We start from the raw sequence: 26,017 nt of genomic DNA, 5'->3' as shown, positions 1-26,017 counted from the left end.
ACGGAAGGACCGCCGTGATCCTCCTCGTACCGGTGGTGTTCCTCGCCGCCCTCGCGATGGTCGTCTTCTGCCTGCTCCAGTGCCTCCGGATCGTCCTGCCGGGGAACGGACGCCGGTCCGGGTGGCGCCGCGTGGTCACCGCCGCCGCCTACGCCTGCGCGGCCATGGCCACGGCCTCGTACTCGTGGGGGGCCATGGACCTGATGCTGACCGTGGCCGTGGCGCAGGATGGCGGGGCGGACTCGGCCCCGTTCCCCTACAACCACCCGTGCAGGTCCCAGGTGAAGGGGGCGGTGGACTACGACGTCCACTTCCTCACCCTGCGCACGGTGTGCGTCATGGAGGACGGAGAGATCAGAGAAGTGGACGACGTGCCGCAGCGGGTGCGGGATACGGCGGCGGTGTCGGCCGCCTGCACCGCCGTGCTGGCCGGGATCGTGCCGGTCGCCGGAGCAGGGGGCCGGATCGGGCGGCGGCGGTGACGGCTGCGTGAGGGGTTATTTAATTCGCAACGAACTGCCTTCCCGTGGCCGCCCGCGTGCCGACAGGATCGGACCGTGATCCGACTTCTCCTGACGCGCCTGCGCGCTCTGTCGCTCGGCTGCCTGGCCGCCGCCGGCCTGGTGCTGTTCCCCGCCACCGCCACCGCCACCGCCGCTGCCCCGGCACCGGCGGGAACACAGCCGGGCAACGCCGGCCCGCCGTACTCGCTGCTGCAGATGAACCTCTGCCTGAGCGGATACGCCGGCTGCTACGCCGGCACGCAGTACCCGAAGGTCGTCGACGAGGCGGTGGCCCGCATCCGCGCCAACGACGTCAACGCGGTCACCCTCAACGAGGCCTGCAGCGGCGACGTGGCCGACATCGCCGCACGCACCGGCTACCACGTCCGCTTCGCGACGGTGATCTACCGCGGCGCGCCGCTGCCGTGCAAGACGCCGGGGGACCGCGGGGTGTTCGGCAACGCGGTGCTGACGAAGGAGGCGATCCGGGCCTCCCAGGACGCCCCGTTCCCGGTGTTCAGCGGAGTCGAGCAGCGCCGCTGGCTGTGCGTGACCACTGCGCGCGGGGTGGACGTGTGCACCAGCCACCTGTCCACCGACGGCGAGGCCCCCGGCAGCGCCAACTCGGCCCAGTGCGCGGAACTGACGCAGGTACTGGCCGACCGCGGCCGGCCGACCCTCTTCGCCGGCGACGTCAACCGGCGCTCCTCCTGCGCCCCTGAGGGTTTCTGGACCCTGACCGACGCGGCCGCCGCCCAGGCCCCCGGAATCCAGCACGCCTACGGCAACCTCAGGGCGCCGTCCCTGGAGGTCGAGCCGGCGACGTACACCGACCACGACGTGATGGTGGTGCGGGCGCGGCTGCCGCGCTGATCCGGTGGGACCGGCCCGGGACCCCGGTGTCCCGGGCCGGTTCGCGCTCCGGAGCCGCGCGGCGGTCCTCCGCCGCGGCCGGTGCCGGCCGGGCGCGGGCCGAGGCGGGAACCGGACGGCCCGCCGGGACGGAACGCCCCTTCAGCGGAGGACGGCGGTGCGGCGGGCCCGCAGACGCCGGGTGACGGGGACGACGAACACGGACGCCGCGAGGCAGTACCCGCCCAGCGCGACGAGCTGGACCGGCTGGCCGACACCGGCGTCGAGCAGCAGGCCGCCGGCCCCGGGGCCCAGAGCCGAGGCGAAGACCAGGACCGCCACCACCACCGACCGGACGGCGCCGAGGTGCCGGGTGCCGTAGACCTCGGGCCACACCGCGCCGAACAGGCTCAGGGAGAGGCCGTTGGTGACGCCGTACAGGGCCATGAAGGCGAACACGCTCCACGGGGCCGTGACGGTGCCGAGCAGCAGCAGTCCGCCGCCGAGCGGAAGCAGGAAGACCGGCAGCAGCACGAGCCCGGTGTACCGGTCCAGCAGGAGGCCGCCCGCCACGCTGCACAGCACGGTCGAGACCGCGTAGAGCGGGAACGCCGACGCCAGCACCCCGAGCGACCAGCCGCGCGTCTCGGCCAGATGGGCCTGGTGGAAGAAGACGGTGTTGCCGATCAGGGCGGGCGCCGCGGTGGTGAGCAGCAGGGGGTAGAAGCACCGGTCCCGCAGCACCTCGGCGCGGGTCCAGCCGGCCGCGGCGGGCACCTCCGGGGCCGGGGCGCCGGTCGCGGGGGGCGGGGTGCGTTCCACCTTGAACAACGCTGCGACGGCGACTCCCGCGACGGCCACCAGCGCCCCGGCCGCCCACCACACGGACTGCCACCCGGCGGCGACGGCCAGGGCGACGGCCGGCGCCGGCAGGGCGGCCTCACCCGTGTTCAGGCCCAGGGCCGCCAGGGACACCGCCCGCCCCCGCTGCCGGGTGAACCAGCGGCCCAGCACGGTGAACGCGGTGTGCGTCATCATGCCCTGCCCGAACAGCCGCAGCAGGACGAGGGCCCCGAACAGCGTGAAGAGGTCCGACGAGCACGCCATGGCCACCGCTCCCAGGGCCAGCAGGGGCGCGCTCACGAGGACGACCCGGCGCGCCGGGTGACGGTCGACCAGGTCGCCCGTCCTGGTCAGGGCCACGGCGCCGAGCAGGGTGGCCGCCATGTACAGGGCACCGTAGGAGCCGTGGGTGAGGCCGTGCTTGTCGCGGATGTCGTCGGCGAAGAGCGAGACGAAGAAGGTCTGGCCGAAGGAGGAGAGCAGGAACAGCAGGAAGCCGCCCAGCAGCCAGCGGCCCTCGCGGCGGAGGAAGGCGGCCTCGGGCAGGCGGGTCATGTGGCCTGTCCGCGCCCGCCCGCGGCGGACGGCCCCGCGCCGTCGGGGGCGGACGGGACGCGGTCGCCGGCGTTCCGCGTGCCGTCGGGAGCCGGACCGGTACCGGCGCCGGGTCCTCCGGCCCCGTCGGCGGCGAAGGCCGCCGCCGCGTACGCCGCCGCGTTGCGGGCCCAGTCCAGGTCGCGGTGGGCCGCCATCATCTGCAGGTCGCGCCAGTGCCGGGCGAGCGGGTCGCCGGCGAAGTGGGCGGCCGTCCCGGCCAGCTGGACCAGCCGGTGCACGGAGCGGACGCACAGGCGGGCCAGGTAGGCGCGGTCCCTGCCGATCGCGGCGGCATCCTCGGGGGAGAGGGCCCGCCGGGCGGTTCCCGCCGCGTGCAGGCGCGCGCACACGGCCTCGTACAGGTGCCGGGCGCAGGCCAGCTCCGCCGCGCTCTCCGTCAGCCCGTCCCGCACCAGCGGCTGCTCCAGCGGACGCGACCCGCCGCCGCCCCGCGCGAACCGGTCCAGGCAGGCGGCGAAGGCGCCCTCGGCGCAGCCGAGCACCGGGCCGATGACGCAGCTGTTGACGTACGCCGGGAACGGCACCTCGTCGAGGTAGTACGGCGACGTCGACGGTCCGGTGCCGGACGGTCGCCGCCCGGCGAAGCAGCGCGGCAGGGAGCCGGTCAGCGCCTCGGGCACGAAGACCCCGTCCACGGTGATGTCCCGCGATCCGGTGCCGGCCATCCCGCTGACGTCCCACCCGTCCTCGACCCGCACCTGTCCGGCGGCGAGCGGGACCAGCACCCGGTCCGCCGGATCGTCGCCGCGGCCGTTGAGCAGGAACCAGTCGGCGTGGTCGGCGGCGGAGCAGAACCGCCACCGGCCCGCCACCTCGAAACCGCCGGGAACGCGGGTGAGGCGTCCGTCGGCCGCCGCGGACGCCGTCGCGAACACCTGCCGGGCACCCGCCGCGAAGACCGTCTCGGCCGCCGTCCGCGGCAGCCGCCCGGCCAGTGCGGCGTGCCCGCCGACGACCCCGATGACCCACCCGGTGGACGGGCAGGCCCGGGCCGCGTGCCGGGCCGCCTCCACCAGCGTGGGCCAGCTGTGCCCCGCCCCGCCGAAGCCCGGCGGCGCGGCGAGCTGGAGCAGCCCGGCGTCGAGCAGCTCGGCGACGGTCGCGTCCGGCAGCCGGCGTTCCCGCTCCGCCTCGGCGGCCCGGCCGCCCCACCGGCCGGCGAGCGTGTCGACGGCGGCGAGCACTTCCGGGTCGGCGCCCTCGGCGTGCGCGTCCGCGCCCCTCACCGCGGCCCCGCCCCGCCGTGCCCGCCGACCCGGCGCACGACCGGGTCCTCGAAGCAGAAGCCGTCCGGGATGAACGGCTGCCCCGCCAGTTCCAGGAACTCCGCGAGCGCCCCGGCGTCGTCACACGCCACGAACTCGTAGAAGTTGGTGCCGTTCCACAGGAGGTGGACGTGGGCGAAGCGGTCGCCGAGCGCCCCCACCAGGTCGTCGAACCCCACCTGGCCGTCCGCCATCCGCGTCAGCATCTCCTGCCGCTTGCGCTCGATCTCCTCGGGGGAGAAGTAGCGGGCCTTGTGCACCTCGTCCTTGACCCGTTCCCGGCGCTCGTACTCCAGCGGGTCGGGGTGGTTCAGCTTCTCCAGGAAGAACGCCAGGCCGCCGGGTCTGAGCACCTCGGCGAGGTGCGCGATCTGCGCGGCACGGTCCGTGCCGTAGAACTGGAACGCGGCCGTCTCGTACACCACGTCGAAGCCGTCGCGGAACGGCGCGTACTCCGGTACCGCCCGCAGCCCGGCGCGGTCGAGGTGGAACAGCGAGCCGGGGAAGTAGCGGGAGCGGGCCGGGTCCGCCCAGGTGCGGAACCACCGCTCGTTGGCCCGGTTGGGCGAACTGGTCAGGGTGGTGACGCGGCCGCCGGCGAAGGCCGCCAGGGTGCGCCCGTTGCTGCCGTCGAACGCGTCCGCCTCGTAGAAGGTCAGGCCGCGCCCGTCGCGCTGCGCGCGGCGCTCGGCCAGGCGGGCCAGCGCGACGCCGACCCGGGACAGCTCCTCCAGGACACCGGGGACGCTGGCCAGGAAGTGCCGGAAGAGCGGACCCGAGCGTTCCACCATCGCGTCCTGATAGTCCAACAGCCGGTCGGGGACGGCGCCGCGGATCGTGGAGCGCACCGGGACGCGCGGTACCTGGTCCCGTCCGGTCGCGATCGCGTCGAAGCGGTCGGCGAGGCCGGTCATCGAGGACGACGCCACGTACCGGCGGGGGCTGTCGTCCGCGGGCCCGGGGGCCGGGCCGGTGAGTGCCTGCCGCAGGGCCCGCCGGTCGGTCTTGCCGGACTCGGTGCGCGGAAGCTCGCCGCGGAAGACCACGACCGCGGGCACCATGTGCCAGTCGAGGCGCTCGGCGCAGTGCCGGCGCAGTTCCTCGGCGTCGGGTGCGTGGCCGCCGCGGGGCACCACACAGGCCGCGGGCACCTCGCCCTCCTCCTCGTCGGGCACCGGCACCACGGCGGCGTCGGCCACCGCGGGATGCTGCCTGAGCCGTGCCTCGACCTCGTGCGGGTTCACCTTGAACATCGAGCGGCTGAAGGCGTCGTCCCCGCGGGCGACCCAGTGCAGGAAGCCGTCCTCGTCCCGGGTGAACAGATCACCCGTGAACAGCAGCCGGTCCTCGCCGAACAGGCCGGCGCGCAGGACACGGCCGGTCAGCTCGGGGTCACCCCAGTAACCCTGCATCACCTGGTCGCCCGCGACCGCCAGTTCGCCGGTCGCCCCGGGCTCCTCGACGAGGGCGCCGGCACCGTCCACGAGGTAGGCGCGCACGCCGGGGACGGGCACGCCGACGGAGCCGGGGCGGCGGTCGATCTCCTCCGGCGGCAGGGAGCACACGCGTTTGCACTCGGTGAGCCCGTACATCGAGTGGATCGGCACGTCGGGGAGGGCCTCACGCAGTGTCCTGATGTGCTCCACGGGGAGGCGCTGCCCGGTGCTGGACAGCATGCGCAGGGACGCGTGCGGGGACCGGCCGAGGTCGTCGACCCGGCACAGGTGGGCGAGCAGGGAGGGGAAACCGTGGACCGCGGTGACGCCCTCCCTGCCGATGGTCTCCCACACCTCCCGCGGAGACGCGGCGAGGCCCCGCAGCAGCACCACCCGACCGCCGAAGGCCAGCGGCATCACGATGTTGTGGAAGCCGAAGTCGGAGCCGATGGGCGTGCAGCTCAGCACCACGTCGTCGGCCGTGTGGCCGAGGGAGGAGGTGACCGCTTCGAAGGCCGCCGTCATGGCGCGGTGGCCGATCGTCACGCCCTTCGGCGACGCAGTGGAGCCCGAGGTGTAGAACACGGCGGCCGGCGGGCCCTCGACCGGTATGCCCGGACCCTTCCTGGGGCGCCCGAGCGGACGCGGCCGCAACACCGGCTCGCCGGGCGGTTCGCCGGCGCCCAGGGGGAGCACGGCGGACAGGCCGGTGTCGGGGAAGAGGTTGCCCAGGGCCCCGGCCCGGTCGGTGATCAGGACGGCGGCATCGCAGGCGCGGACCTGGTGGACCAGTTTGCGCCGCGAGAACGTCGGATGCGTGGTGACCAGGCAGCCGCCCGCCTTGAGGATCCCGAGGGTCGCCGCGACGGCGTCGAGGGACAGGTCCGCGTAGACCACCGCGCGGTCGCCGGCACCGAGGCCGAGGCCGAGGAGCCGTGCCGCGTACGAGTCGGCGAGCTCGTTCAGCGTCCCGTAGGAGACGGTGGTGCCGTCCAGGGTCACGGCGGCGCGTGCGGGGTGCCGCGCGGCGTTCTCCTCGAACAGCCCGACGAGCCGCGTGCCGTGTCCGGCCGCGCCGGGAGCGCCGTCGTGCAGCAGGCCGTCCATCAGTAGGACGACGCCTTCTCGCGGTGGAGCGTGTGGCGCTCCGTGCCCCGCAGCGGTGGGTTGAAGACGCTGAGCAGCGTCATGTCGCCGTCCGGGTCCGCGCGCAGGTGGTGCCGGTCGTGCCGGTCGAGCGCGTAGAGCACCCCCGGGGTGATCCGGTGGCTGTTGCCCGCCAGGTCCGTGATCTCCCCGGACCCCGACAGGCAGAAACAGGCCTCCAGGTGCGAGCGGTACTCGAGGAACGAGGACGTGCCCGCCCGGACCACGGTGTGGCACACGGTGAAACCCATGTTGTCCGCGGCGGTGAGGAGACGGACACTGGTGCCGTTGCCCCAGTCGACCTCGTACCGGGAACCGGCCAGTTCGGCCAACGATCGGATCAGCATGCCGCTCCCCCCAGCGCTCCGGCCTCGCGGATCGCGATCACTATAGAAAGCGCTTGCTCGGTCCCGACAGCAGATATCTCGTCACTCCTGTGACGCAAAGACGTCGCATGGGGGAAGGACTCCCGGCCGGAGCGGCGAGCGTCGCCCAGCGTACGGACCGGCCGACGGCCGCGGCCGGGGATCCCACACCTCCTGCGCGGATGCGGCAGCGGCCGGACGGACGGGCCGTCCGGCGTTCCGGTGCCCGAGGAGCGGCGCGGGCCGGTGGACCGCCTCCGCCCGCCTCACCGGCCTCCGCCCGGAGGCGCCGGGGAACCGGGGCCTTTCCCCTCCACGGCCCGCACGGGGCGGACGCGGCGCTCCCCGAGGCGGTAGAGGTGGAAGCGCGAGCCGGTGCGGTGGGGTGGAAACGGGTCGGGGACGACGGTGCGCAGGTGGACCGCGCCCCTGAAGGAGGACTCCAGGGAGCCGTGGAGGACGCGGTCGCTGGTCTCGATCACCACCAGGCACGGCACGCGGCCGCGGGACCGCCGGATGTTCCCGATGATCTCGGGGACCGGGGGCGAGGTGCGGGCCAGATCGAGACCGTCCGGGGTGAGGGCCGGGCCCCAGGCGGGCTCCACGACGTAGACGTCGTGCTCGCTGCGGGCGGGCAGCGCGCCGAGCAGGTCGCGGTAGTCCGCCAGCCGGAGATCGACGGCGGATCCGACGCGGGCGAGGTTGTGCCGGCCGGCCGCGTGGACGACCGGGTCGAGTTCGGAGGCGTACACGGGACGGCCCAGGCGTCGGCCGAGGTGGTGGCCGAAGTTCCCGGAACCGCAGAACAGGTCGACGACCATCGCCCCGTCGCCGGCCCCGGGGGCGGTGGCCTCGATTTCGGCGATGGCGGCGGCGACGGCCTCGGGGTGGGGGTCCTTGGTGCACTCGACGGCGGTGCGGCCCAGGATGCGGAGCCCTCGGGCCTCCATCTCGGGTGCGGGGATGCCGTAGAGGGACAGCCCCTCGGGGCGGCCGCACAGCAGACGGCCCGCCTCGCACAGCTGGTCCGTGGTCAGGAACCGGTTGCGCAGGGGGCCGAGCAGCCGGTCCCTGAGAGCGAAGAAGGCCGCGGGTCCGGGCTCTTCACAAGCGTTCAATCCGTCTCCAGGTGTCGGGAAGGTGCCGCTGCCCGCCGCGCGGCGGGTGCGGTACGGGCCGCAGCGGCCGACCGGTCCGGCCGCTTCCGCGGAGCCGCTGCCCGCAGGCCGTCATCCGTCGCACCCCGGGGGGACGATCCTGGCCAGCACCGCCCGGACCGGCTCACCGCCGAGCAGCCTCCGCAGCTCCCCGACGCCGTGCCGCCGCCGCGCCGGAGTGAGCGAGACGTGGCGTTCGATCCGCTCGTTGAACGTCCTGCGGAACACGCCGTAGAGCTCGTCGTCCTCCAGCACGCGGCCGGCGATCCCCACGAGGGCCGCGGTCCCGGCGAAGTCGTCCTCGGGCACCCGGTGGTGCGGCAGGACGTCCGCGAACCGGCCGGCGCTCCGACCGAAGAGCGTCCCGTCGAGCCGGCGCAGGGTGAAGACGTGCGCGTAGTGCTGCTCGTGGATCCCCAGCGGCAGCCGTCCCAGAGCCACCGACTCGTGGAGTGCCGTGAGCCCCGGGGCGAGCAGGTAGTCGGGTGTGCTCGCCACCGAGCGCAGCAGGTCGCGCTGGTGCAGCAGACGGCAGTCGGCCCGCCGGCCGGCGACCGAGACGGTCCGCTCCCGGTGCCCGCCGAAGGGACCGCCGCAGACCAGGACGCGCGGAAACCGGGGCCAGTCGCGCAGCAGGTCGGGGATCCAGCGGTGGAGCAGGCGCAGGTAGTCGTTGTTGACCTCGAAGTCCAGGAGGAAGTTCTTGAATCCGCCGACGTTGACCAGCAGGTCGTGCTCCGGTTCGGCGTCGCGCGGGGTGTTTCCCAGCCCTTCGAAGTCGATGATCGGGCCGGTCAGGTGGATCGCGGACCCGGCGCCCAGAGCGGCGAACTCGGCCGCGCGCTCGGGGACGCCCGGGAAGTTCTGCACCACGCTGTGCGTGGCGAGCAGGTGCGCCGCGACGATGTGCTCGTGCGGTGAGAGAGCGGCCAGGTGCCGGCGTGCCGCGGCGTGGGAGGAGCGCGGCATGCTCGCGCACAGGTCGAGGATGCGGGCCAGCGGCCGTGTGAGCCGCCAGAAGCCGAAGAGGCTGTCCACCATGACCACCGGCCGCCGCGCCACGACGGACCGCAGGACGAGGTCGGCGTCCATGACCGAGACCACGTGGTCGCTGGTCTCCAGCAGCTCGCCGATCAGCGCGGCCCCGTTCCTCCCGTGTGCTCCGCCGGTCTCCCGGATGGCGTCGAAGGCGTCCGGGTTGCGCCGCGCGAACGTCGCCGCCACGCCGCTTCCGACGAACACCCGCTCGTGGCCGGAGAGCAGCCGGGAGACCGCGACGAGTTCGGAGACCGGGCCGAAGCCGCAGTTCTGGGCCCCCATCACGATGCGCATGTCAGTGTTCCGCACCGGTGCGGCCCGGGGGCACCGCGCCGGAGGGGGCGGCGAAGACCTCGGCGAGTCGCCTGGCGAACTCGGCCGGGTACCTCGCGTAGCCGACGTGGCCGCCGGGAAACAGCACCCGTTCACGGCCGAGCCGCTCCGCGAGGACGACCGCGGGCCGGTGGACGGTGTGGGTGCGTGAGTCGCGGCCGCCCGCCACGACGATCCGGTCCGCCACCGCCGCGAGCGCGGTGAGGTCGGGCATGAAACGCGTGATCGGCCTGACGCCGTGGGCCAGGAAGAACGCGGTGTTGTCGGGTGCCTCGGGCAGCGTCGGCGCGGGCTCGTCCCCGAACACGAGCCGGAGCTTGCGCAGGGCCGCCGCCACGCCCTCGCGGCGGAACGTCCCGTGGACGTCGTCGAAGAACGCCAGGTGGTCCCCGGCGTCCGGCAGCAGCCCCACGGCGGGCGGCTCGTGGGCGATCGTCAAGCGGACCCGGTCCCGGTCCCGGACGGCGAGTTCGAGTGCGGCGAGCCCACCCGAGCAGCTCCCGAAGACGCGCACGGGCTCGCCGGGCCCGGTGAGGTGGCCGAGCAGGCGGTACGCGTCGTCGGCGTGCTCTTCGACCCGCTGGTCCGCCGGCGGGCCGTCGAGGAGGCTGCGCGAGTTGCCGCGCGGGTCGTACGTGATGACGCGGTGGTCCGCGGCCAGGACGGCGGCCAGGCGCGTGAAGACGGCCGCGTCGGAGTTGCCGCCCGCGACGAGCAGCACCGGCGGTCCTTCTCCGCGCACTTCGAAGTGGAGCCTCGCGCCCGGTACCGCAAGTGTGCCGCTCTCCTGTGGATCCATCACACTCCAGGGTTCGAACCCGGCGCGGCGCTCCGGGGCCCCGAGGGATCGCCCGCGTGCGGGGGCGCCGAAGCCCGCGTCCCGCTCGCCGCGCACACGGTCCACTGACTCACACCCGCATCCCGGGCGGCAAGGGGCAGACCGAGGAAACAGGGGCGCCACCCAGCGCGTCCTCGTGCAGACGGCGCACAGGGCTTCGCGCGCCTCCGTCACCGCCCCCGCACGCCCGTCTTGCGAACAGGCGTACCGGGCATCACCCCGACCGCACACCACGCCGCTCACCGCGAAGGAGGCCCCCTCATGTCCGCCATGGGATCACGGGCACGCCCGGCAGTCCTGGCAACCGCCGCCGCCGTGCTCTGCACCGGCGCACTGGCCGCCGGTCCCGTCCGCGCGGAACCACTCGCGCTGCTGCAGTGCCAGGGGACCGAGTCCGTCACCTACAGCCCGGGGATCACCTTCCAGCCGCGGGACGTCGACGTCACCACCGACGGGCGCCTCGGTTCGTGCGTCGACGGCACGGGGGAGGTGGCGAGCGGGGCGTACGGGGAGCGGTTCACCCTCCACGCCGGCTGCAACGACCTCCTCGACGGGTTCCGGGGCCCTCGGACCTTCACGTGGAACACCGGCGACACCAGCGTCGTCGAAGCCGAGGGCAGCAGCACCGCGGTCGCCGGGCAGGTGGTCACCACGCTCACCGGGACCGTCGTCCAGGGCCGCTTCGTGGGCCGCACGGCGACCCAGGTCATCACCCTTCCGCAGCCGGCCCTGCTGCTGTGCCTGACCACCGGTGTCACGGGCGCGACCGGGGTGACGACGCTCACCGTCGTCTGAGGCCGCCCGCGCGGCCGGTCACCGGACGCGGCGGACAGCGGGACCCGCGATCCCGCTGCTCCGGCCGCCGTGCCGGCCCGGGCGGCGGACCGCGAGCGGCCCGCCGCCCGGGCCGTCCCACCACCGAAACGTTCCCTCGGCCCGACGGGGAGAGCCGGTTGCCGGACGTCGACGACGTGCGGAGGATCCTCCCCGAGCCGGGCATCGAACGGGGACACCTGCGCGAGGACGCGCTCCTGCGCGCCCACCTCGGGCCCGGCTCGGTCGGCATCACGCAACGGGAAGACCGGGTTCTCCGAGCGGTCCGGCGTCCGCGTCGACCTCCGGGGCGAGCACGACCACACCCTGCGGCAGCTCGCCGACGCCCCGGGCGGGGACGGGCCGGACCCGGTCCTGACCGGGGGCGACCCGGACGCCGCGGTGCCGGGCTGCGCCGCCCGGCCGGCGCGCTGCGGACGCACCCCGGCGAGAACGTACTCGTGCGGCTCCCCAACCGGCCCCGGCTCGTCGTCCTCGTGTCCGCCCTGATCCGACTCGGCGCGCGCCCGGTCCTCGCTCCGCCGGCGCCGCGCGAACACGAACTCGCCCCCGTGCTGTCCTCGCTGCGGCCGGGAGCGATGGCCGTGCCCGTCCGGCGGCCGGTGTCCGCCGCCGCGCCCCTCCGACGCAACGATCGTATGATGATGCGAGAAACGTTCAAACGAACATCGCCAGTCGGGGAGGGCCCGATGCGGGAACCGGTCGATCTCAGGCGTCAGCGGATCCTGGCCGCGGTCCAGGCGCGCGGTACCGCACGGGTGCGCGACCTCGCCGACGAGCTGCAGGTCTCCGTGGTGACGGTGCGCCGGGACGTGGAGGAGCTGACCCGGCAGGGCAGGCTGCGCCGGGGGCACGGCGTCGTGCGCTCCACGGTGCCGGCCCCCGAGGTGCCCGCGGGCGACGTGGCGGACGGGGACCGGGTGGCCGTGGTGGTGCCGGAGCGGCACACGTACCTGACCGAGACCCTGCACGGCGCCCGCACGGTGCTGGAGGAGGCCGGTCTGCGCTTCGCGCTGCACATCGCCCCGCAGGTCGCCGGTGCCGAGCGTCCGCTGGTGGAGCGGGCCCTCGCGGACGGCGCGCGGGGGCTGCTGCTGGCGCCCCGGTGGCGCGGCCGCGCGGACGAGGAGGGCGACTACGGGTGGCTCGCCGGGCTGGACGTGCCGACGGTGCTGATGGAGCGGCGCCCGCGGCCGGGCAGCGCGCTGCACGCCCTGGACTCGGTGTGCTCCGACCACTGGTACGGCGCCCGTCTCGCGGTGGAGCACCTGGTGGGGCTCGGCCACCGGCGCGTCGTGTTCGCCACGCGGGACGACAGTCCGACCGCCCGCACGCTGCGGGCCGCCTTCGCGCAGATCGCCGCCGCGCACCCGCTGGTGGAGGAGTGGGCGTGGGCGCTGAGTTCGCCCGAGGCCGGCGACGAGGGGCCGTACGCGGCGGACGAGACGGCCGACCTGCCGGTGCTGCTGCGCAAGGTGGGTGCGACCGCGATGGTGCTGCACGGAGACGTGGACGCGCTGATGATCGTCCAGCGGCTGGCGGAGGAAGCGGTCAGGGTGCCGCAGGACTGCTCGGTGGTGGCGTACGACGACGTGGTGGCCGGCCTCGGCACGCCGCCGCTGACCGCCGTCTCGCCGCCCAGGGCGGAGGTGGGACGGGTGGCCGCCGAGCTGCTGCTGCGCCGGCTGACGGACTCCCGCGGGGCGGCCGTGCGGCGGGTGGAGCTGCTGCCGCGGCTGTCGGTGCGGGGCTCGACCCGCGCGGCGGGCCGGTCATCCGACTGATCGTTTGATCGTTTCATTTTCTTCTGATCGGTCTATTGACCGCTTCGGCTCGGGTGATGAGGATTCCGGTGTCCCCACCAAGCGTGTCTCGGATGCGCAGGAGCCGCGGGAGGCGCCATGCCTGGTCGACACAGCCGCCGGTCCGTGCTCACCGCGATGGCCGCCCCACCACTGACAGGAGCCGTGGGCGCCTGCAGCGGAGGAGACGGGGCCCGGCCGGGCGGCACGAGCAGGACCACGCGCATCACCTTCTGGTCCGCCCTGCGCGGCAGCCGGGAAGTGGTCGACGCGTTCAACAGCACGCACGACCGCATCCGGGTCGACTTCCAGCAGATCCCCTCCGGAGGGCAGGGCGGCTACGCCAAGCTCAGCAACGCGGCCCGGGCCGGCAACGCCCCGGACGTGGCCACGATCGAGTACCCGCAGGTGCCGGGGTACGCCATCGACGGCGTCGCCCGGGACGTCACCGACCTCGTCGGTGACGGCCTGCGCCGCAGGCTGCTGCCGCAGGCGCTCGGACTGACCACCTTCGAGGGACGGGTCTTCAGCGTGCCGCTGGACGTCGAGCCCATGGTGATGCACTACCGCGCCGACCTGTTCGACCACTACGGACTGACGGTCCCGCGGACCTGGGAGGAGTTCGCCGGCCTGGCCCGCGGTGTGCACCGCAGGGCGCCCGGCCGGCGGCTGGCGCTGTTCCCGACGGACGGCATGACGCAGTTCGCCGCGTACGCCTGGCAGGCGGGCGCCCACTGGTTCGACACCTCCCGCGGCGCCTGGAACGTCTCCCTCGCCGACGCGCCCACCCGGCGTGTCGCGCGGTACTGGCAGGAACTGATCGACCGCGACGACGTGTTCGTGAACGCCGTCGAGAGCAGGCAGGCCGACGCCCAGATCGGCGACGGCCTGGTGCTGACCCGCCTCAGCGGTGCCTGGGACGCGGGCGCGCAGATGAACGCGAGACCCGGGCAGAGGGGCCGGTGGCGGATCGCCCCGCTGCCGCAGTGGGACCTCGGCAGCCCGGCCGTCGGGACGCACGGCGGCTCCACCTTCGCCGTCACCAAGGACAGCCGGCACCCCGAGGCCGCCATGGAGTTCATCGAGTGGCAGGTCTCCCACCCCGACGCCCTGCGCGCCCGGCTCTCCAGCGGCACCAGCAGCCAGTACCCGGCCGCTCCGGACCTGGTCGCCGTGGGACGCGAGGCGTTCGACCGCTCCTACTACGGCGGCCAGGACGTCTACCGGCTCTTCGAGCAGGAGGCGGACAAGATCCGCGAGGGCTGGGTGTGGGGCCCGCGGATGAGCGCCACACAGAAGATCATGCAGGACTCCTTCGCCCGCGTCGGCGCCGGCCAGGGCAGCCTCATCGACTCCATGCGCACGGCACAGGAAGGCACCATGCCCGACCTCAAGGCCCTGGGCCTGTCCACCACCCAGCACAGCACCTGAGCCGCCGAAAGGCAGGTGACGCCCCATGACCACGACCATCCGGCCCCGGGGACCGGCCGGCGCGCCGAACGCGGCCGCCCCCGCTCCGGCGCCCTCCTCCGTGCGAGCCCGCAAGGCGGCCCGGCGCCGCCAGATGACCGCCTGCGGCGTGCTGATGGCGCCGTTCTTCGCCCTGCTGGTCACCGTCTTCCTGATCCCCGTCGGCACGGCCGTCCACCTGAGCCTCTACAGCGACGACCAGCCCGGCCTCGGCTTCGGCCCCGAGCGCACGGTCTTCGTCGGACTGCGCAGCTACGCCGCCGTCGTCACCGACCCCACGTTCCTCGGCGGACTCGGCACCGTCGCCCTGTACTGCCTCGTCTACATCCCGCTCATGGTCGCCGGCGCGCTCGTCCTCGCCCTGCTGCTGGACTCCGGCGTGGTCAGACTGCGCTCCTGGGCCCAGCTCGGCCTGTTCCTGCCGCACGCCGTCCCCGGCATCATCGCCGCCCTCATCTGGCTGTACCTGTACACGCCCGGCATCAGCCCGGTCGTCGACCTGTTCGCCCGCGCCGACATCACCGTCGACTTCCTGGGCGTGCACACCGTCCTGCCCTCCATCGTGAACATCGCGCTGTGGAGCAACCTCGGCTACAACACGGTGGTCTTCTACGCCGCCCTGCAGGCCGTGCCCCGCGAGGTGATCGAGGCGTCCGTCGTGGACGGCGCGGGCCCGGTGCGCACGGCGCTCCAGGTCAAGACCCCGCTGGTGCGCGCCTCGATCGTCATGGTCGCGATGTTCACCCTGATCTGGGCGCTCCAGCTGTTCACCGAGCCGATGCTGCTCAGCCAGTCCTCGCCCATGATCAGCTCCCGGTTCTCGCCGAGCATGTACATCTACGACGCGGCGTTCACCCGCAACAACTACAGCCTGGCGGCAGCCGCCTCGGTCGTCCTGCTGGCCTTCACCGCCGCCCTGTCCTACGGCGTCACCCGCTTCACCGGCCGCGCCGACACCGCCGAGGAGGCCCGATGAGCGCCACCGGCGGCACCCTGCCGCGCTCCCGCCTGCTCGGCCGCGCGACGGTCAACGCCGTCGTCGCCCTGTCCGTCCTGTACACGCTGCTGCCCGTGCTGTGGCTGGTGCTCGCCGCCGCCAAGAACCGCGACGCGCTGTTCGGCAGCGACCTGCTGTCGCTGAGCGACTTCTCGTTCCCGTCCAACCTCGGCGACCTGCTCGCCATGGACGGCGGCCAGTACGGGCGCTGGTACGCCAACAGCCTGCTGTACGCCGTGGTCGGCGCCGCCGTCGGCGCGCTGGCCGGTGTGGCCTGCGGCTACGCCTTCGACAAGTACGCCTTCCGGCACAAGGAGAAACTGTTCGGCCTGGTGCTGGCGGCGGTCATGGTCCCGCAGACCGTGCTCGCGCTGCCGCTGTACCTGATGGCCTCGGGCACCGGCCTGGTCAACACCTTCTGGGCGGTGTTCATCCCGGTCCTGTTCAACCCGTTCGGGGTCTACCTCGGCCGGATCTTCAGCCGGGGCTACGTCCCGGACGAGGTGCTGGAGGCGGCGCGCATGGACGGCGCCGGCGAGCTGACCGCCTACGTCCGGGTGGCGCTGCGCATGCTCGGGCCCGGGCTGGTCACCGTCTTCCTGTTCCAGCTCACCGCGATCTGGAACAACTTCTTCCTGCCCATGGTGATGCTGTCCGACCAGGACCTGTACCCGGTCAGCCTCGGCCTGTACGCGTGGAACAGCTCGGCGTCGGTCTCCCCGGAGTACTACCCGGTGGTGATCATGGGTTCGCTGCTCGCCGTCCTGCCGCTGATCCTCGCCTTCGTCCTGCTCCAGCGCTTCTGGCGCAGCGGCCTGACGGCGGGATCCGTCAAGTAGCCCCGGGCCCCCGGCCCGGCGGCCCGACCGAGTGAGGAGTCCCTCCTTCCCCATGAGCGAGGCAACACCCGGCCCCGGCTTCCGGCCGCGCGCCGCCCTGGCCATGTCCCCGGACGCCGCCGCGGCCGTCCTCGACCCCGAGGTGCTCCGTGCGTTCGGCGCGGTCTGCGATCTCGTCCCGCCCCCGGTGCTGGACGACCTGACCACCGAGCGGGCCCGTTCCGTGCTCACCGACGTCGACCTGCTGATCACCGGCTGGGGCTGTCCGCCCCTGGACGCCCCCGTACTGAGCGCGGCCCCGAGGCTGCGGGCCGTGGTGCACACCGCGGGCAGCGTCCGCGGCCATGTCACCGACGCCTGCTGGGAGCGCGGCATCGAGGTGTCCTCCGCCGCCGCGGCCAACGCCGTGCCGGTGGCCGAGTACACCCTCGGCATGATCCTGCTCACCGGCAAGCAGGTGCTGGAGCGGGCCCGCGAGTACCGTGCCTCCCGGGACCGCGGGAACTGGCTGCACACCCCGTGCGGCGTCGGCAACTACCACCGCACCGTCGGCATCCTGTCCGCCTCCCTGATCGGCCGCCGGGTGATCGAGCTGCTGCGTCCGCACGACCTCGAGGTTCTGCTGTACGACCCCTACGTCGGCGACGCCGACGCGGCCGGCCTCGGCGTCCGGCGCGTGGAGCTGCCGGAGCTGTTCGCGCGCTGCGACACCGTCAGCGTGCACACCCCGCTGCTGCCGGCCACGCGCGGCCTGGTCGACCGCTCCCTGATCGACGCGATGCCGCACGGCGCCGTGCTGATCAACACCTCGCGCGGCGCGGTCGTCGACCAGGAGGCGCTCACCGACGCCGCCCTGGCGGGCCGCATCCGGGCGGTGCTCGACGTCACCGACCCCGAGGTGCTGCCGCCGCACCACCCGCTGTGGGACTGCGAGAACGTGCTGATCACCCCCCACCTCGCCGGGTCCCAGGGCAACGAGTGGCGCCGGCTGGCCGACCTCGCCCTGGCCGAGACCGCCCGCTGGGCGGCCGGGTCCGGCTTCCTCCATCCCGTACGACGCGAAAGGCTGGCCTTCATCGCATGAGCATCCCGTTCGACCTGCCCGCCGAGGACCGTGCGTCGAGCCCGTACACCGGTTACACCCGAGCCCACTGGGAGGCGGTGGCGGACGGGCTGCTGGCAGCGGCCTGGCGCTGGAGCACCCCGGGCGGCGCCCTGCTCGACCTGCCGGGCCGGCCCTCCCGCTCCGGGGTGCGCTCCGACGGCCTGGAGGGCTACGCGCGCACCTTCCTCGCGGCCGCGTTCCGGGTGGCGGGCGCCGGCGGCGGCGATCCGCACGGCTGGCTGGACCGCTACGCGCGGGGCCTGGCCGCGGGCACCCGCACACCGGGCCGCGACGACACCGAGTCCTGGCCGCTGATCCTCGACCACGACGTACAGGGCCAGCCGATGGTGGAGTCGGCCTCGGTCGCGCTCGGCCTGCGGCTGACCGCGCCCTGGCTGTGGGAGAACCTCGACGAGGGTGTGCGGGACCGGGCGGAGGAGTGGCTGCGCGGGGCGCTGCGGCACGCCCCCGCGCCGAACAACTGGTACCTGTTCCCCTACACGGTGGCCGGGTTCCTGGAGTCCGTGGGCCGCGGCGACGCCGAGACCGCCGCGGCGCGGGAGCGGGCGCTGGAGCTGATGGAGGGCTGGTACCTGGGCGGGGGCTGGTACGCCGACGGGGACGGCCGCGCCTTCGACCACTACAACGGCTGGGCCCTGCACCTGTACCCGGTGCTCGACGCCCACCTGGCCGGGGACGGCGACCTCGGCGCCCGGTACGGTGCCCGCCTCCGCGCCCACCTGGAGGGGTTCGCGGCGATGTTCGGCGCGGACGGGGCGCCGCTGCACTTCGGCCGGTCGCTGACCTACCGCTTCGCGGCCTCGGCGGCCGTCGGACTGGGCGCGCTGACCGGGCACACGCCGCTGACGCCGGGCGCCTCCCGCCGCCTGGTCTGCGGCACCCTGCGCCACTTCCTCGACCGCGGGGCGCTGACCGGGGACGGGCTGCTGAGCCCGGGCTGGTACGGCCCGCACGAGGCGACGCTGCAGTCGTACTCCGGCCCTGCCTCCCCGTACTGGGCGTCGAAGGCGTTCGTGTCGCTGCTGGCACCGGCGGACCATCCGCTGTGGACGGAGGTGGAGCAGGCCGCACCGGTGGAGGAGGCCGACCGGGTCCTCGCCCTGCCGGTGCCCGGGCTGCTGGTGCAGTCGACGCGCGACGACGGGATCGTACGGCTGCACAACCACGGCAGCGACCACGTGCGGCCGCACGAGGGCGAGTCGGCCGCCGAGGAGGACCCGCACTACGGACGCCAGGCCTACTCGACCCGCACCGGCCCGACGGCCCCCGGCAACGCCGCCGACAACCACCTGTCGGTCGAGGTGGACGGCCGCCGCAGCGTACGGCGCCGCATCCACCCTCTGGGGGCGGGGTGCGGCGAGGGCTGGGGCTGGGCGGCGTCCTGGCACCGGCCGGTGTTCGCGGGCGGGCCGCCGATGGTGCCGGGGCTGCGGGTGGAGAGCGTGACGGTGGCGCGGGGCCCGTACGAGCTGCGGGTGCACCGGGTGGTCGGCGCGCCGGCCGGGGCCCGCGTCACGCACACCGGCTGGGCCACCGGGCCGGAGGAGGACCTGGTCTCGGCGCTGCACCCCCTGCACGGCTGGGATCCCGCCCCGGAGACGGTGCGCGCCCCGCAGGGCACCGCCTGGACGCGCTGGGCCCGGATGCCGCGCCTCACCGGCGCGGCGGACGGCACCGCGCCATACGCCTGCCTGGCCGTCCTCACCACCGGACCGGGCCCCGTCCCCCTGGCGGAGGCCGTCACCGCGACGACCGCCGACGCCACCGGCGTCGAGGTCGTCTGGGCGGGCGGCGCGCGCACCCGGGTCGCCTTCGACCCGGTGCGGGTGACCCACGCGGAAGGCTGACCCCTGCCGCGCGGCGGAGCGCGGACGGGGCCCTCCCCGACGGCGTGCCGCTGCGCGGCAGGTGGCGAGGGCTTCGCTCGGCCGGGCGGTGGAGGAGGCCGCCGGATGTGACGGTGCCCGCGGCCGGAACAGGCCGCGGGCACCGCCGCGTCCGCCGGGCTCGGTCCGTGTCAGGCGGACGGGGCCTCGGCACGGGCGGGGGCCGTCGGGGCCTCGCCCTCGTCCAGGGCGATGTCCTTCGTCTCCTTGCCGATGAGGAGGGCGGTCAGGGTGAGGACGGCCATCACGGAGAGGTAGACGCCGACCAGCCACGGGGAGCCGTCGCCGGCCTCCCAGAGGGCGACCGCGACGAAGGGGGCGACGGCCGCGCCGAGGATGGAGCTGACGTTGTAGGAGATGCCGGAGCCGGTGTAGCGGACGCTGGTCGGGAAGAGTTCCGGGAGCAGCGCGCCCATCGGGCCGAACGTCATGCCCATCAGGGTGAAGCCCAGGACCAGCCACAGGACCACGCCGGGCGTGCCCAGGCCGATCAGCGGTACCCAGACCAGGCCGAAGACGATGATGCCGGCGGTGACCCAGGCGAGGGTCCTGCGGCGGCCGTACGTGTCGGCGAGCGGGCCGGAGACCAGGGTGAACGCGGCGAAGAACAGCACACCGAAGATCATCATCAGAACGAAGGCGGTGTAGCTGTAGCCGAGGCCCGGGACGTCCGCGTCCTCGGCGGTGCGGCCGTAGCTCAGCGAGAACGTCGTCATCAGGTAGAAGAGGACGTACGTCGCCAGCATCGCGAAGGTGCCGAGGACCAACTGCTTCCAGTGGTGGCGGAAGACGGTGGCCAGCGGCAGCTTGCGGACCGTGCCGGCCTCCTGCGTCCTCGCGAAGACCTGCGACTCGACCAGGCGCATCCGCACCCACAGGCCGATCGCGACCATGACGGCCGAGAACAGGAACGGGATCCGCCAGCCCCAGCTCAGGAAGGCGTCGGAGGGCTGCGAGGGGTCGGCGCCCTCCGCGGAGGGCAGCAGCGCGCCGATGACCAGGAAGAGGCCGTTGCCGATGATGAACCCGAGCGGGGCCCCGAGCTGCGGGAACGTGCCCCACAGCGCGCGTTTCCCGGCGGGTGCGTTCTCGGTGGCGACCAGGGCCGCGCCGCTCCACTCGCCGCCGAGCGCGAAGCCCTGCGCGAGCCGCATCACCACCAGCAGCGCCGTGGCGACCCAGCCGGCCTGCGCGTAGGTGGGCAGAACACCGATCAGGAAGGTGGCGATGCCCATGGTGAGCAGCGAGGCCACCAGGGTGCCCTTGCGGCCGAGGCGATCGCCGAGGTGCCCGAAGACGATCGCACCGATCGGGCGGGCGACCATCGCCGCGCCGAAGACCGCGAAGGAGGAGAGCAGGGCCGTGGTCGCGTCGCTGCTCGGGAAGAAGAGCACCGGGAAGACCAGGACCGCGGCGGTCGCGTAGATGTAGAAGTCGTAGAACTCGATCGTCGTGCCGACGAGGCTGGCGACCAGGACGCGGGAGCGCGAGTTGACGGGCGCGGCCTCGGCCGGGGACTGCGACGGGGACTGGAGCTGTGCCTGGGCGGGCCCGGTGGCGGGAGCGGACATGTCTGGGACTTTCCCACGAGGGTGGAGCTCGGCCGCCGACGTGGAGGGCCGGCGGTCCCGCACGGTGGCGCAGGCTCCCCTCGTGGCAAGGCCGCGCGACCGGTGCGGGCGCCGCAACGATCTCACGCATCTCACGAGATGGTTGGATACTGTCCATGATGTGAGACTCTGGGCGGTGACGGACGAGGCGCCGCCGGCGCCGGGCCGGTGGAACGCCCCCGGCGGCGCCGGCTCGCACCGCGTCGTCCTCGGTGGTACCGCCGGCTCCTTCGCCGACCCGGACGGATTCGTCCGGGGGGCCGCCGCGTCGCTCGCCCCGGGGCGGTGCGGGTGGGGCTATGGCGCGCCGTGCGGGGGGCGGTGGTGCTCGGTCAGGGCGATGAGCAGGCGGACGAGGTCGTCCTGCTGGCCGGGGGTGAGGGGGGCGAGGAGTTCACGCTGGGCTTCGGTGACGAGCGTGTCGAGACGCTCCAGGTGGCGGCGGCCGGTGGGGGTGAGGGTGATGACGTTGCGGCGGCGGTCGGCGGGGTCGGGTTCGCGGCGGATGCATCCGGCGTCGGCCAGCTCGTTGAGGACGGCGACCATGTCGCTGCGGTAGATGCCGGTACGGCGGCTGAGTCCGGCCTGACTGGCGGCGCCGGCCTCGGCGAGCGCGACCAGCACGGCGAAGTGCCACTTGCGGGCGCCTTCGGCGGCCAGGCGCTCGCTGACGAGCCGGTCGGCGACGGCCGCGGCTCCGGCGAGCAGGCGGCTGGGGACGGTGCGCAGCCGGACCGGGGCGGGGTCGGGGCTCGGGCTCATGGAGGTCCTCCCTCTGTTGCGTTAGTGACACTAACAGTCTACTTTCGTTAGTGACACTAATGTTTTGGCGTCGCGTGGACCCCTCCGGAGTGAAGACCGTGATCAAGCCGTTTCGCATCGACATCCCCCAGGCCGACCTCGACGACCTGGCCGACCGTCTCGCCCGCACCCGCTGGCCCAACGAGGTCGCCGGCGCCGGGTGGGACTACGGCTTCCCGCTGGCGCGACTGAAGGAGCTCGCCGAGTACTGGCGCACCGGCTACGACTGGCGGGCGCATGAGGCCGAGCTCAACGAGCTTCCGCACTTCACCACCGAGATCGACGGGCAGGACATCCACTTCGTCCACGTCCGGTCCGCGAAGCCGGACGCGCTCGCGCTGGTCCTCACCCACGGCTGGCCCGGTTCGTTCCTGGAGTTCCTCGACGTGATCGAGCCGCTGTCACGCGACTTCCACCTGGTGGTCCCGTCCATCCCGGGCTACGGCTTCTCGGGGCCGACCCGTCAGCGCGGTTGGGACATCGCCCGCATCGCGCGGGCCTGGGCAGAGCTGATGCGCCGCCTCGGGTACGAGCGCTACGGCGCGCAGGGCGGCGACTTCGGCTCGGGCATCTCCCTGGCGCTCGGCGCGGTGGCACCCGGGCGGGTCGCCGGGGTCCACGTCAACTACCTGCCGACCCGGCCGGACCCGGATGCCGGCATCGAACTGTCCGAAACGGACGAAGCCCGGCTCGACAAGGTCCGGCAGTTGATGGCGAACCGCCCGCCGTACCAGGCCCTGCAGGCCACCGCCCCGCAGACCATCGGCTACGCGCTGACCGATTCACCGGTCGGCCAGCTGGCCTGGATCGCCGAGCGCTTCGCGCAGTGGACCGACCCCCGCTCGGCCGTCGGTGACGAGCGGATGCTCACCGGCGTCTCGCTGTACTGGCTGACCGCCACCGCGGCCTCCTCGGCGCGGCTGCACCGCGAGGCGCCGCGGCGGACCGAGCCGTGCCCGGTGCCGGTGGGCGTGGCGGTGTTCGCACACGACATCACACAGCCGGTGCGACCGCTGGCCGAGCGGCTGTACGACATCAGGCACTGGTCGGAGTTCGACCGCGGCGGCCACTTCGCCGCGATGGAGGTGCCGGAGCTGCTCGCCCGGGACATCCGGGACTTCTTCCTCGACCGCTGAGCACGGCCTGTACGACGAGGTGTCCGCAGGGGCGGCCGGGCCCTGCCCCGGCCCCGTCCCGTACGGAGCGGTGCACACCCGGGCCGGCCGGCCGACGGACGGGGGACGGGGGACCGCACGGGACCGCCGGCCACCGCCGCACCCCCTGCGTGCCCGGGGCGAGCGCAGCCCCCACTTGCCGGTGTGCGGGAAGTGGGGTCAGGAGCCCTTGAGCGGGTCGTGCCCCCAGTTCATCAGCGAGTGGCGCCACGTGGTGTCGGCGACGTCGCCGGAGGGCCGCTGGGCCAGGTGCCGCTTGATGTAGCCGGTCACCTTGCGCATGTGTGCGACGTCGTCGTCGCTCAGGTCGGACGCCGAGGTCCGCAGCAGGTCGACGATGCGCCGACCGGAGGCGTGGCCGGTGCTCTCCCCGCCGTCCTTGTGCTGACCGGCGGCCTCGGACTCGTCCCGCTCCAGCCACTCCTCGAGCTGCCTGGGGGTGAGGTTGACCAGCTTCTTGAACTCGGCGACGGTCTCGTCGCGGTCGCCCCGGTGCTCAGTCATCCTCGGAGCCCTTCTCGTGGAGGGCGTCGGGGCGGTGGACCGCGTCGCTGCCGGACTTCTCGCTGCGCACCCGGTACTGCGGGTCGTCGGGGGAGGCGTTCACCGTGCGGCCGGCGGCCTCGGTGCGCGAGGTGATCTCCTCCTCGACCCGGCCGGTGGCCTCGCCGCCGTGGCTCTTCCAGGCGACCCTGTCGCCTTTGCGCGGCTTCCCGCTCTTCTTCGCCATCGTTCCTCCTGCAGGGAAGGCAGCAGAACCAGGATTCATCCACATTGTAACTTTTTATGGGTTTCGTGTCTTTTGGTGAGTTCGCCGAAAAACGGCACTCGGTGGCCGGTGAGGTCGAGGTCCGCCCTCTCGGCGTCCGCGGGTGGGGGTCTCCTGGACGCCGCTCACCTGCGCGTCGGCTTCGCGGATCCGGTTTCCCGTGCCGACCGCGGCTGCGGGTGGCACGGGCCCGGGTGACCGGGCCGTCGACGGCGCAGGGCGAGGAGGCGCGGCGGGTTTTGGGGAACGGTCCGCCCGGGAGGACCCTGGAACCAGGACCCGAAGACCGAATCTGCCACCCAAGGCGGGTGAAAGGCCATGGCCACCACGCACGCTCCCCATACCCGGCACCCCCACCGGCACGGTGAGGGGTGCGGTCATGTTGCCTTCGGGCACGGAGATCACACCGACTACGTGCACGAAGGCCATCTCCACCGCATCCACGAGGGCCACGTCGACGAGTGCGAGCCCGAAGGCCACACAGTCCACGGTGACCACCCGCACCGGCACGGTGAGGGCTGCGGCCACCTGGCCGTCCCGCACGGGGATCACACCGACTACGTGCACGACGGGTGCCGGCACGCCGGCCACGACGGGCACTGGGACGAGCACTGAGGACCGGCTTCGCCGTCGTGCCCGTGACGTTGCGGGCACCGGGACCGGGGCATTCGGTGTACCCGGCGCCGTGACCGGAAGGCGGGCTGCCGGGCCGGCGGTCCGCCCGTGCGGCTCGGCCCTTCAGAGGCGAGCCGGGCCGTGCCGCGCCGCGGGCCACGACTCGGACGGCACACCGCACGGGGCGTCCCCTGCTCCCACGGAACCGTCCCGGCTCGCCCCACCCGGCGGACCCCGTCCCGGCCGACCGCGGCTGCCCGAGCGTCAGACGAGCGTCTCCTTGTAGTAGACGCTCGCGCGCTTGCGGGAGTCGGTGCCGGACGTGACCGAGGCGAATCCCGAACAGAGCCGCACCGCCTGCGGGTTGGCGGTGTCGGGCACCTGGATGGCCATACCCTCCGGCTCGCGGTACGGCAGGCTGTATCCGGCCCTGGTCAGCTCCTGCTCCACCACGGCGCCGGTGTTCCAGTCGACGCAGGTGATGAAGGTGTTGCCGTCGGGGCTGACCGAACCGTCCTTGCCGTACTGGGTGCCGGCCAGGAGGTAGAGGTGATTCCCGAAGGCGGCGAAGCCCTGGAAGGTGTCCGGGTGGCCGGGCTGGAGGTCGGCGGGCTGCGCGACGTCGGCCAGAGTGGTCCGGCCGCCGGCCTTGAAGGCGGCCAGATCGTACAGGCGGTACCGGAAGGCTCCGCTCACCCGGCAGCGGACCGCGAGCCGCTGGTGCACCGGGTCGAGTGTCACGGTGGTGCGGTCGACACCCTCCTCCAGTGCGAACTGAGCGAGGGCCGGCGACTCGGGCGTGAGGACGGTTCCGTTCGCGAATTTGAACCGCGCGAGGCGACTGCCCCAGCCGGTGTGCGTGCCGTCCGGGTTCTGCGTCTTGACCGCCTTGGTCTCCGTCCACAGGAAACTCCCGGATTCGGTGGATTCCACACCGATCTGCACGCCGTGCCCGAACCCCCTGAGATACATGGCGCCCATGATGTTCCCGCCGAGGTCGGTCCGGGTCACGCACAGGTCGCCGTTGGCGCCGCGCTCGGCGCCGGTGTAGGCGCGGGACTCGCCGGGGAGCTGCCGTCCGCCGTCCACGAGCTGCACGAAGAAAATGTGCCCCCGCGAATTGTCGAAGGCCAGCGATTGCAGGACGCGGGTCTCGGTGAGGCTCACCTCGCGCAGCAGTCTCTCGGACGGGGCGGAGAGGTCGAACCGCTTCGTGCCGGGTACCGCGCCCGCTGTGACCCCGGCCTGCGAGGCGTCGGCGGAATGGGCGAAACCCCGCGCCGCCACGGCCACTGCCGGGACGGCCGCCGCTGCGGCCGCGGTGCCCGCCAGCTTCAGGATCCGTCTCCGCTCAAACATGCGAGTAAAACCCCCAGAAAAGGATGAGTGCCACCGTCATGCATCCTTGTGCGGGGAAAAGGGACTTTCTGCGCGCCGGGGCCGGACGGTCTGTGGCCGGCTATTAAAGCACCCGGAGTCGGCGGTGGGTAGCGGCCCCGGAGGCCGCGTGCCCGGATTTGTCGCGAAAGGGACCCGTGCCGCCGGAAGGGGAATGAGGGGGAAGGTTGGATCTTGTCGATCGTTCGGTTATTCTCCGGTCGCCTGTTCGTTCATCTTTCGGTCATTGCTCTTCACCGTTCGCAGGTGAGCAGATCGGGCCGTGATCCTGCTCCGCCGGGTCCGTGTCGTGTTTTCGGAG

Annotated in this window: 23 protein-coding genes; 11 read left to right on the top strand and 12 right to left on the bottom strand. The window is 73.7% G+C overall.

Going from position 1 to position 26,017, the window contains the following annotated elements; all coding sequences use genetic code 11:
• Positions 1 to 14 precede the first annotated feature (14 nt).
• Together ACFSJS_RS16800 and ACFSJS_RS16795 are read left to right on the top strand one after the other, a co-directional pair.
• A complete protein-coding gene (locus tag ACFSJS_RS16800) occupies positions 15 to 482 on the top strand; it encodes a hypothetical protein (RefSeq protein WP_380901101.1) in 468 nt (155 codons plus the stop codon).
• Positions 483 to 557: 75 nt separating this feature from the next.
• On the top strand, positions 558 to 1,376 hold the full coding sequence (locus ACFSJS_RS16795) for an endonuclease/exonuclease/phosphatase family protein (protein ID WP_380901099.1): 819 nt from the start codon (positions 558 to 560) through the stop codon (positions 1,374 to 1,376).
• A gap of 141 nt (positions 1,377 to 1,517) precedes the next feature.
• Here ACFSJS_RS16795 and ACFSJS_RS16790 read toward each other — a convergent pair whose 3' ends face one another.
• From ACFSJS_RS16790 to ACFSJS_RS16760, 7 genes are all read right to left on the bottom strand, one after another.
• Complete coding sequence (locus ACFSJS_RS16790; RefSeq protein WP_380901097.1) at positions 1,518 to 2,753, bottom strand: MFS transporter; 1,236 nt, start codon at positions 2,751 to 2,753, stop codon at positions 1,518 to 1,520.
• The gene (locus ACFSJS_RS16785; RefSeq protein ID WP_380901095.1) at positions 2,750 to 4,042 is read right to left on the bottom strand and encodes an acyl-CoA dehydrogenase family protein; all 1,293 of its coding nucleotides are present in this window, start codon (positions 4,040 to 4,042) and stop codon (positions 2,750 to 2,752) included. The genes ACFSJS_RS16790 and ACFSJS_RS16785 overlap by 4 nt, the downstream gene beginning before the upstream one ends.
• Positions 4,039 to 6,624, bottom strand: coding sequence for an AMP-binding protein (locus ACFSJS_RS16780; RefSeq protein WP_380901093.1), 2,586 nt, complete (start codon positions 6,622 to 6,624; stop codon positions 4,039 to 4,041). Before ACFSJS_RS16780 ends, ACFSJS_RS16785 begins: the two co-directional genes overlap by 4 nt.
• Positions 6,624 to 7,010, bottom strand: coding sequence for an ectoine synthase (locus tag ACFSJS_RS16775; protein ID WP_380901091.1), 387 nt, complete (start codon positions 7,008 to 7,010; stop codon positions 6,624 to 6,626). The genes ACFSJS_RS16780 and ACFSJS_RS16775 overlap by 1 nt, the downstream gene beginning before the upstream one ends.
• A gap of 284 nt (positions 7,011 to 7,294) precedes the next feature.
• Positions 7,295 to 8,146 (bottom strand): class I SAM-dependent RNA methyltransferase, encoded by an 852-nt coding sequence (locus ACFSJS_RS16770; RefSeq protein WP_380901089.1) that lies wholly within the window; start codon positions 8,144 to 8,146, stop codon positions 7,295 to 7,297.
• Positions 8,147 to 8,257: 111 nt separating this feature from the next.
• Positions 8,258 to 9,517: a hypothetical protein gene (locus ACFSJS_RS16765; protein WP_380901087.1), complete on the bottom strand. Its 1,260-nt coding sequence runs from the start codon at positions 9,515 to 9,517 to the stop codon at positions 8,258 to 8,260.
• Between the two features lies 1 nt (position 9,518).
• On the bottom strand, positions 9,519 to 10,277 hold the full coding sequence (locus ACFSJS_RS16760) for an alpha/beta fold hydrolase (protein WP_380901085.1): 759 nt from the start codon (positions 10,275 to 10,277) through the stop codon (positions 9,519 to 9,521).
• Between the two features lie 378 nt (positions 10,278 to 10,655).
• Between ACFSJS_RS16760 and ACFSJS_RS16755 the strand changes: the two genes are divergently transcribed.
• From ACFSJS_RS16755 to ACFSJS_RS16725, 7 genes are all read left to right on the top strand, one after another.
• On the top strand, positions 10,656 to 11,189 hold the full coding sequence (locus ACFSJS_RS16755) for a hypothetical protein (protein ID WP_380901083.1): 534 nt from the start codon (positions 10,656 to 10,658) through the stop codon (positions 11,187 to 11,189).
• A 728-nt stretch (positions 11,190 to 11,917) separates the two neighbouring features.
• Positions 11,918 to 13,012 (top strand): substrate-binding domain-containing protein, encoded by a 1,095-nt coding sequence (locus ACFSJS_RS16750; RefSeq protein WP_380901081.1) that lies wholly within the window; start codon positions 11,918 to 11,920, stop codon positions 13,010 to 13,012.
• A gap of 117 nt (positions 13,013 to 13,129) precedes the next feature.
• On the top strand, positions 13,130 to 14,461 hold the full coding sequence (locus tag ACFSJS_RS16745) for an ABC transporter substrate-binding protein (RefSeq protein WP_380901079.1): 1,332 nt from the start codon (positions 13,130 to 13,132) through the stop codon (positions 14,459 to 14,461).
• Between the two features lie 25 nt (positions 14,462 to 14,486).
• On the top strand, positions 14,487 to 15,476 hold the full coding sequence (locus ACFSJS_RS16740; RefSeq protein WP_380901077.1) for a carbohydrate ABC transporter permease: 990 nt from the start codon (positions 14,487 to 14,489) through the stop codon (positions 15,474 to 15,476).
• Complete coding sequence (locus tag ACFSJS_RS16735; protein WP_380901075.1) at positions 15,473 to 16,336, top strand: carbohydrate ABC transporter permease; 864 nt, start codon at positions 15,473 to 15,475, stop codon at positions 16,334 to 16,336. The genes ACFSJS_RS16740 and ACFSJS_RS16735 overlap by 4 nt, the downstream gene beginning before the upstream one ends.
• 52 nt (positions 16,337 to 16,388) lie before the next feature.
• On the top strand, positions 16,389 to 17,420 hold the full coding sequence (locus ACFSJS_RS16730; RefSeq protein WP_380901073.1) for a hydroxyacid dehydrogenase: 1,032 nt from the start codon (positions 16,389 to 16,391) through the stop codon (positions 17,418 to 17,420).
• Positions 17,417 to 19,309, top strand: coding sequence for a DUF2264 domain-containing protein (locus tag ACFSJS_RS16725; RefSeq protein WP_380901071.1), 1,893 nt, complete (start codon positions 17,417 to 17,419; stop codon positions 19,307 to 19,309). Before ACFSJS_RS16730 ends, ACFSJS_RS16725 begins: the two co-directional genes overlap by 4 nt.
• A 170-nt stretch (positions 19,310 to 19,479) precedes the next feature.
• Here the strand turns inward: ACFSJS_RS16725 and ACFSJS_RS16720 are convergent, their stop codons facing one another.
• Both ACFSJS_RS16720 and ACFSJS_RS16715 read right to left on the bottom strand, forming a co-directional pair.
• Complete coding sequence (locus ACFSJS_RS16720; protein ID WP_380901069.1) at positions 19,480 to 20,919, bottom strand: MFS transporter; 1,440 nt, start codon at positions 20,917 to 20,919, stop codon at positions 19,480 to 19,482.
• A gap of 336 nt (positions 20,920 to 21,255) precedes the next feature.
• Complete coding sequence (locus ACFSJS_RS16715) at positions 21,256 to 21,720, bottom strand: MarR family winged helix-turn-helix transcriptional regulator (protein WP_380901067.1); 465 nt, start codon at positions 21,718 to 21,720, stop codon at positions 21,256 to 21,258.
• Positions 21,721 to 21,818: 98 nt separating this feature from the next.
• Between ACFSJS_RS16715 and ACFSJS_RS16710 the strand changes: the two genes are divergently transcribed.
• Positions 21,819 to 22,895 carry an epoxide hydrolase family protein gene (locus ACFSJS_RS16710; protein ID WP_380901065.1) on the top strand — a complete coding sequence of 359 codons (1,077 nt, stop codon included), beginning with the start codon at positions 21,819 to 21,821 and terminating at the stop codon, positions 22,893 to 22,895.
• Between the two features lie 198 nt (positions 22,896 to 23,093).
• Here the strand turns inward: ACFSJS_RS16710 and ACFSJS_RS16705 are convergent, their stop codons facing one another.
• Together ACFSJS_RS16705 and ACFSJS_RS16700 are read right to left on the bottom strand one after the other, a co-directional pair.
• Complete coding sequence (locus ACFSJS_RS16705) at positions 23,094 to 23,438, bottom strand: DUF3140 domain-containing protein (protein WP_380901063.1); 345 nt, start codon at positions 23,436 to 23,438, stop codon at positions 23,094 to 23,096.
• Positions 23,431 to 23,664: a hypervirulence associated TUDOR domain-containing protein gene (locus ACFSJS_RS16700; protein WP_380901061.1), complete on the bottom strand. Its 234-nt coding sequence runs from the start codon at positions 23,662 to 23,664 to the stop codon at positions 23,431 to 23,433. The genes ACFSJS_RS16705 and ACFSJS_RS16700 overlap by 8 nt, the downstream gene beginning before the upstream one ends.
• Positions 23,665 to 24,021: 357 nt before the next feature.
• Here ACFSJS_RS16700 and ACFSJS_RS16695 point away from each other — a divergent pair, with 357 nt between their 5' ends.
• Entirely contained in the window at positions 24,022 to 24,318 is a 297-nt protein-coding gene (locus tag ACFSJS_RS16695) for a hypothetical protein (protein WP_380901059.1), read from the top strand.
• A 264-nt stretch (positions 24,319 to 24,582) separates the two neighbouring features.
• Here ACFSJS_RS16695 and ACFSJS_RS16690 read toward each other — a convergent pair whose 3' ends face one another.
• Positions 24,583 to 25,677 (bottom strand): phage baseplate protein, encoded by a 1,095-nt coding sequence (locus ACFSJS_RS16690; RefSeq protein ID WP_380901057.1) that lies wholly within the window; start codon positions 25,675 to 25,677, stop codon positions 24,583 to 24,585.
• Positions 25,678 to 26,017: the final 340 nt, after the last annotated feature.

This window comes from Streptomyces desertarenae, assembly GCF_042681365.1.
Taxonomy (GTDB): domain Bacteria; phylum Actinomycetota; class Actinomycetes; order Streptomycetales; family Streptomycetaceae; genus Streptomyces; species Streptomyces desertarenae.
The sequence above is the reverse complement of the archived record's forward strand: the minus strand, read 5'-3'. Positions and strand labels throughout refer to the sequence as shown.

Bases quoted from the DNA above. Each gene is read 5' to 3' on its own strand.
- ACFSJS_RS16790 (WP_380901097.1), bottom strand. From the start codon at position 2,753: ATGACCCGCCTGCCCGAGGCCGCCTTCCTCCGCCGCGAGGGCCGCTGG.
- ACFSJS_RS16780 (WP_380901093.1), bottom strand. From the start codon at position 6,624: ATGGACGGCCTGCTGCACGACGGCGCTCCCGGCGCGGCCGGACACGGC.
- ACFSJS_RS16775 (WP_380901091.1), bottom strand. From the start codon at position 7,010: ATGCTGATCCGATCGTTGGCCGAACTGGCCGGTTCCCGGTACGAGGTC.
- ACFSJS_RS16765 (WP_380901087.1), bottom strand. From the start codon at position 9,517: ATGCGCATCGTGATGGGGGCCCAGAACTGCGGCTTCGGCCCGGTCTCC.
- ACFSJS_RS16755 (WP_380901083.1), top strand. From the start codon at position 10,656: ATGTCCGCCATGGGATCACGGGCACGCCCGGCAGTCCTGGCAACCGCC.
- ACFSJS_RS16750 (WP_380901081.1), top strand. From the start codon at position 11,918: ATGCGGGAACCGGTCGATCTCAGGCGTCAGCGGATCCTGGCCGCGGTC.
- ACFSJS_RS16745 (WP_380901079.1), top strand. From the start codon at position 13,130: ATGCCTGGTCGACACAGCCGCCGGTCCGTGCTCACCGCGATGGCCGCC.
- ACFSJS_RS16740 (WP_380901077.1), top strand. From the start codon at position 14,487: ATGACCACGACCATCCGGCCCCGGGGACCGGCCGGCGCGCCGAACGCG.
- ACFSJS_RS16735 (WP_380901075.1), top strand. From the start codon at position 15,473: ATGAGCGCCACCGGCGGCACCCTGCCGCGCTCCCGCCTGCTCGGCCGC.
- ACFSJS_RS16730 (WP_380901073.1), top strand. From the start codon at position 16,389: ATGAGCGAGGCAACACCCGGCCCCGGCTTCCGGCCGCGCGCCGCCCTG.
- ACFSJS_RS16725 (WP_380901071.1), top strand. From the start codon at position 17,417: ATGAGCATCCCGTTCGACCTGCCCGCCGAGGACCGTGCGTCGAGCCCG.
- ACFSJS_RS16720 (WP_380901069.1), bottom strand. From the start codon at position 20,919: ATGTCCGCTCCCGCCACCGGGCCCGCCCAGGCACAGCTCCAGTCCCCG.
- ACFSJS_RS16715 (WP_380901067.1), bottom strand. From the start codon at position 21,720: ATGAGCCCGAGCCCCGACCCCGCCCCGGTCCGGCTGCGCACCGTCCCC.
- ACFSJS_RS16705 (WP_380901063.1), bottom strand. From the start codon at position 23,438: ATGACTGAGCACCGGGGCGACCGCGACGAGACCGTCGCCGAGTTCAAG.
- ACFSJS_RS16700 (WP_380901061.1), bottom strand. From the start codon at position 23,664: ATGGCGAAGAAGAGCGGGAAGCCGCGCAAAGGCGACAGGGTCGCCTGG.
- ACFSJS_RS16695 (WP_380901059.1), top strand. From the start codon at position 24,022: ATGGCCACCACGCACGCTCCCCATACCCGGCACCCCCACCGGCACGGT.
- ACFSJS_RS16690 (WP_380901057.1), bottom strand. From the start codon at position 25,677: ATGTTTGAGCGGAGACGGATCCTGAAGCTGGCGGGCACCGCGGCCGCA.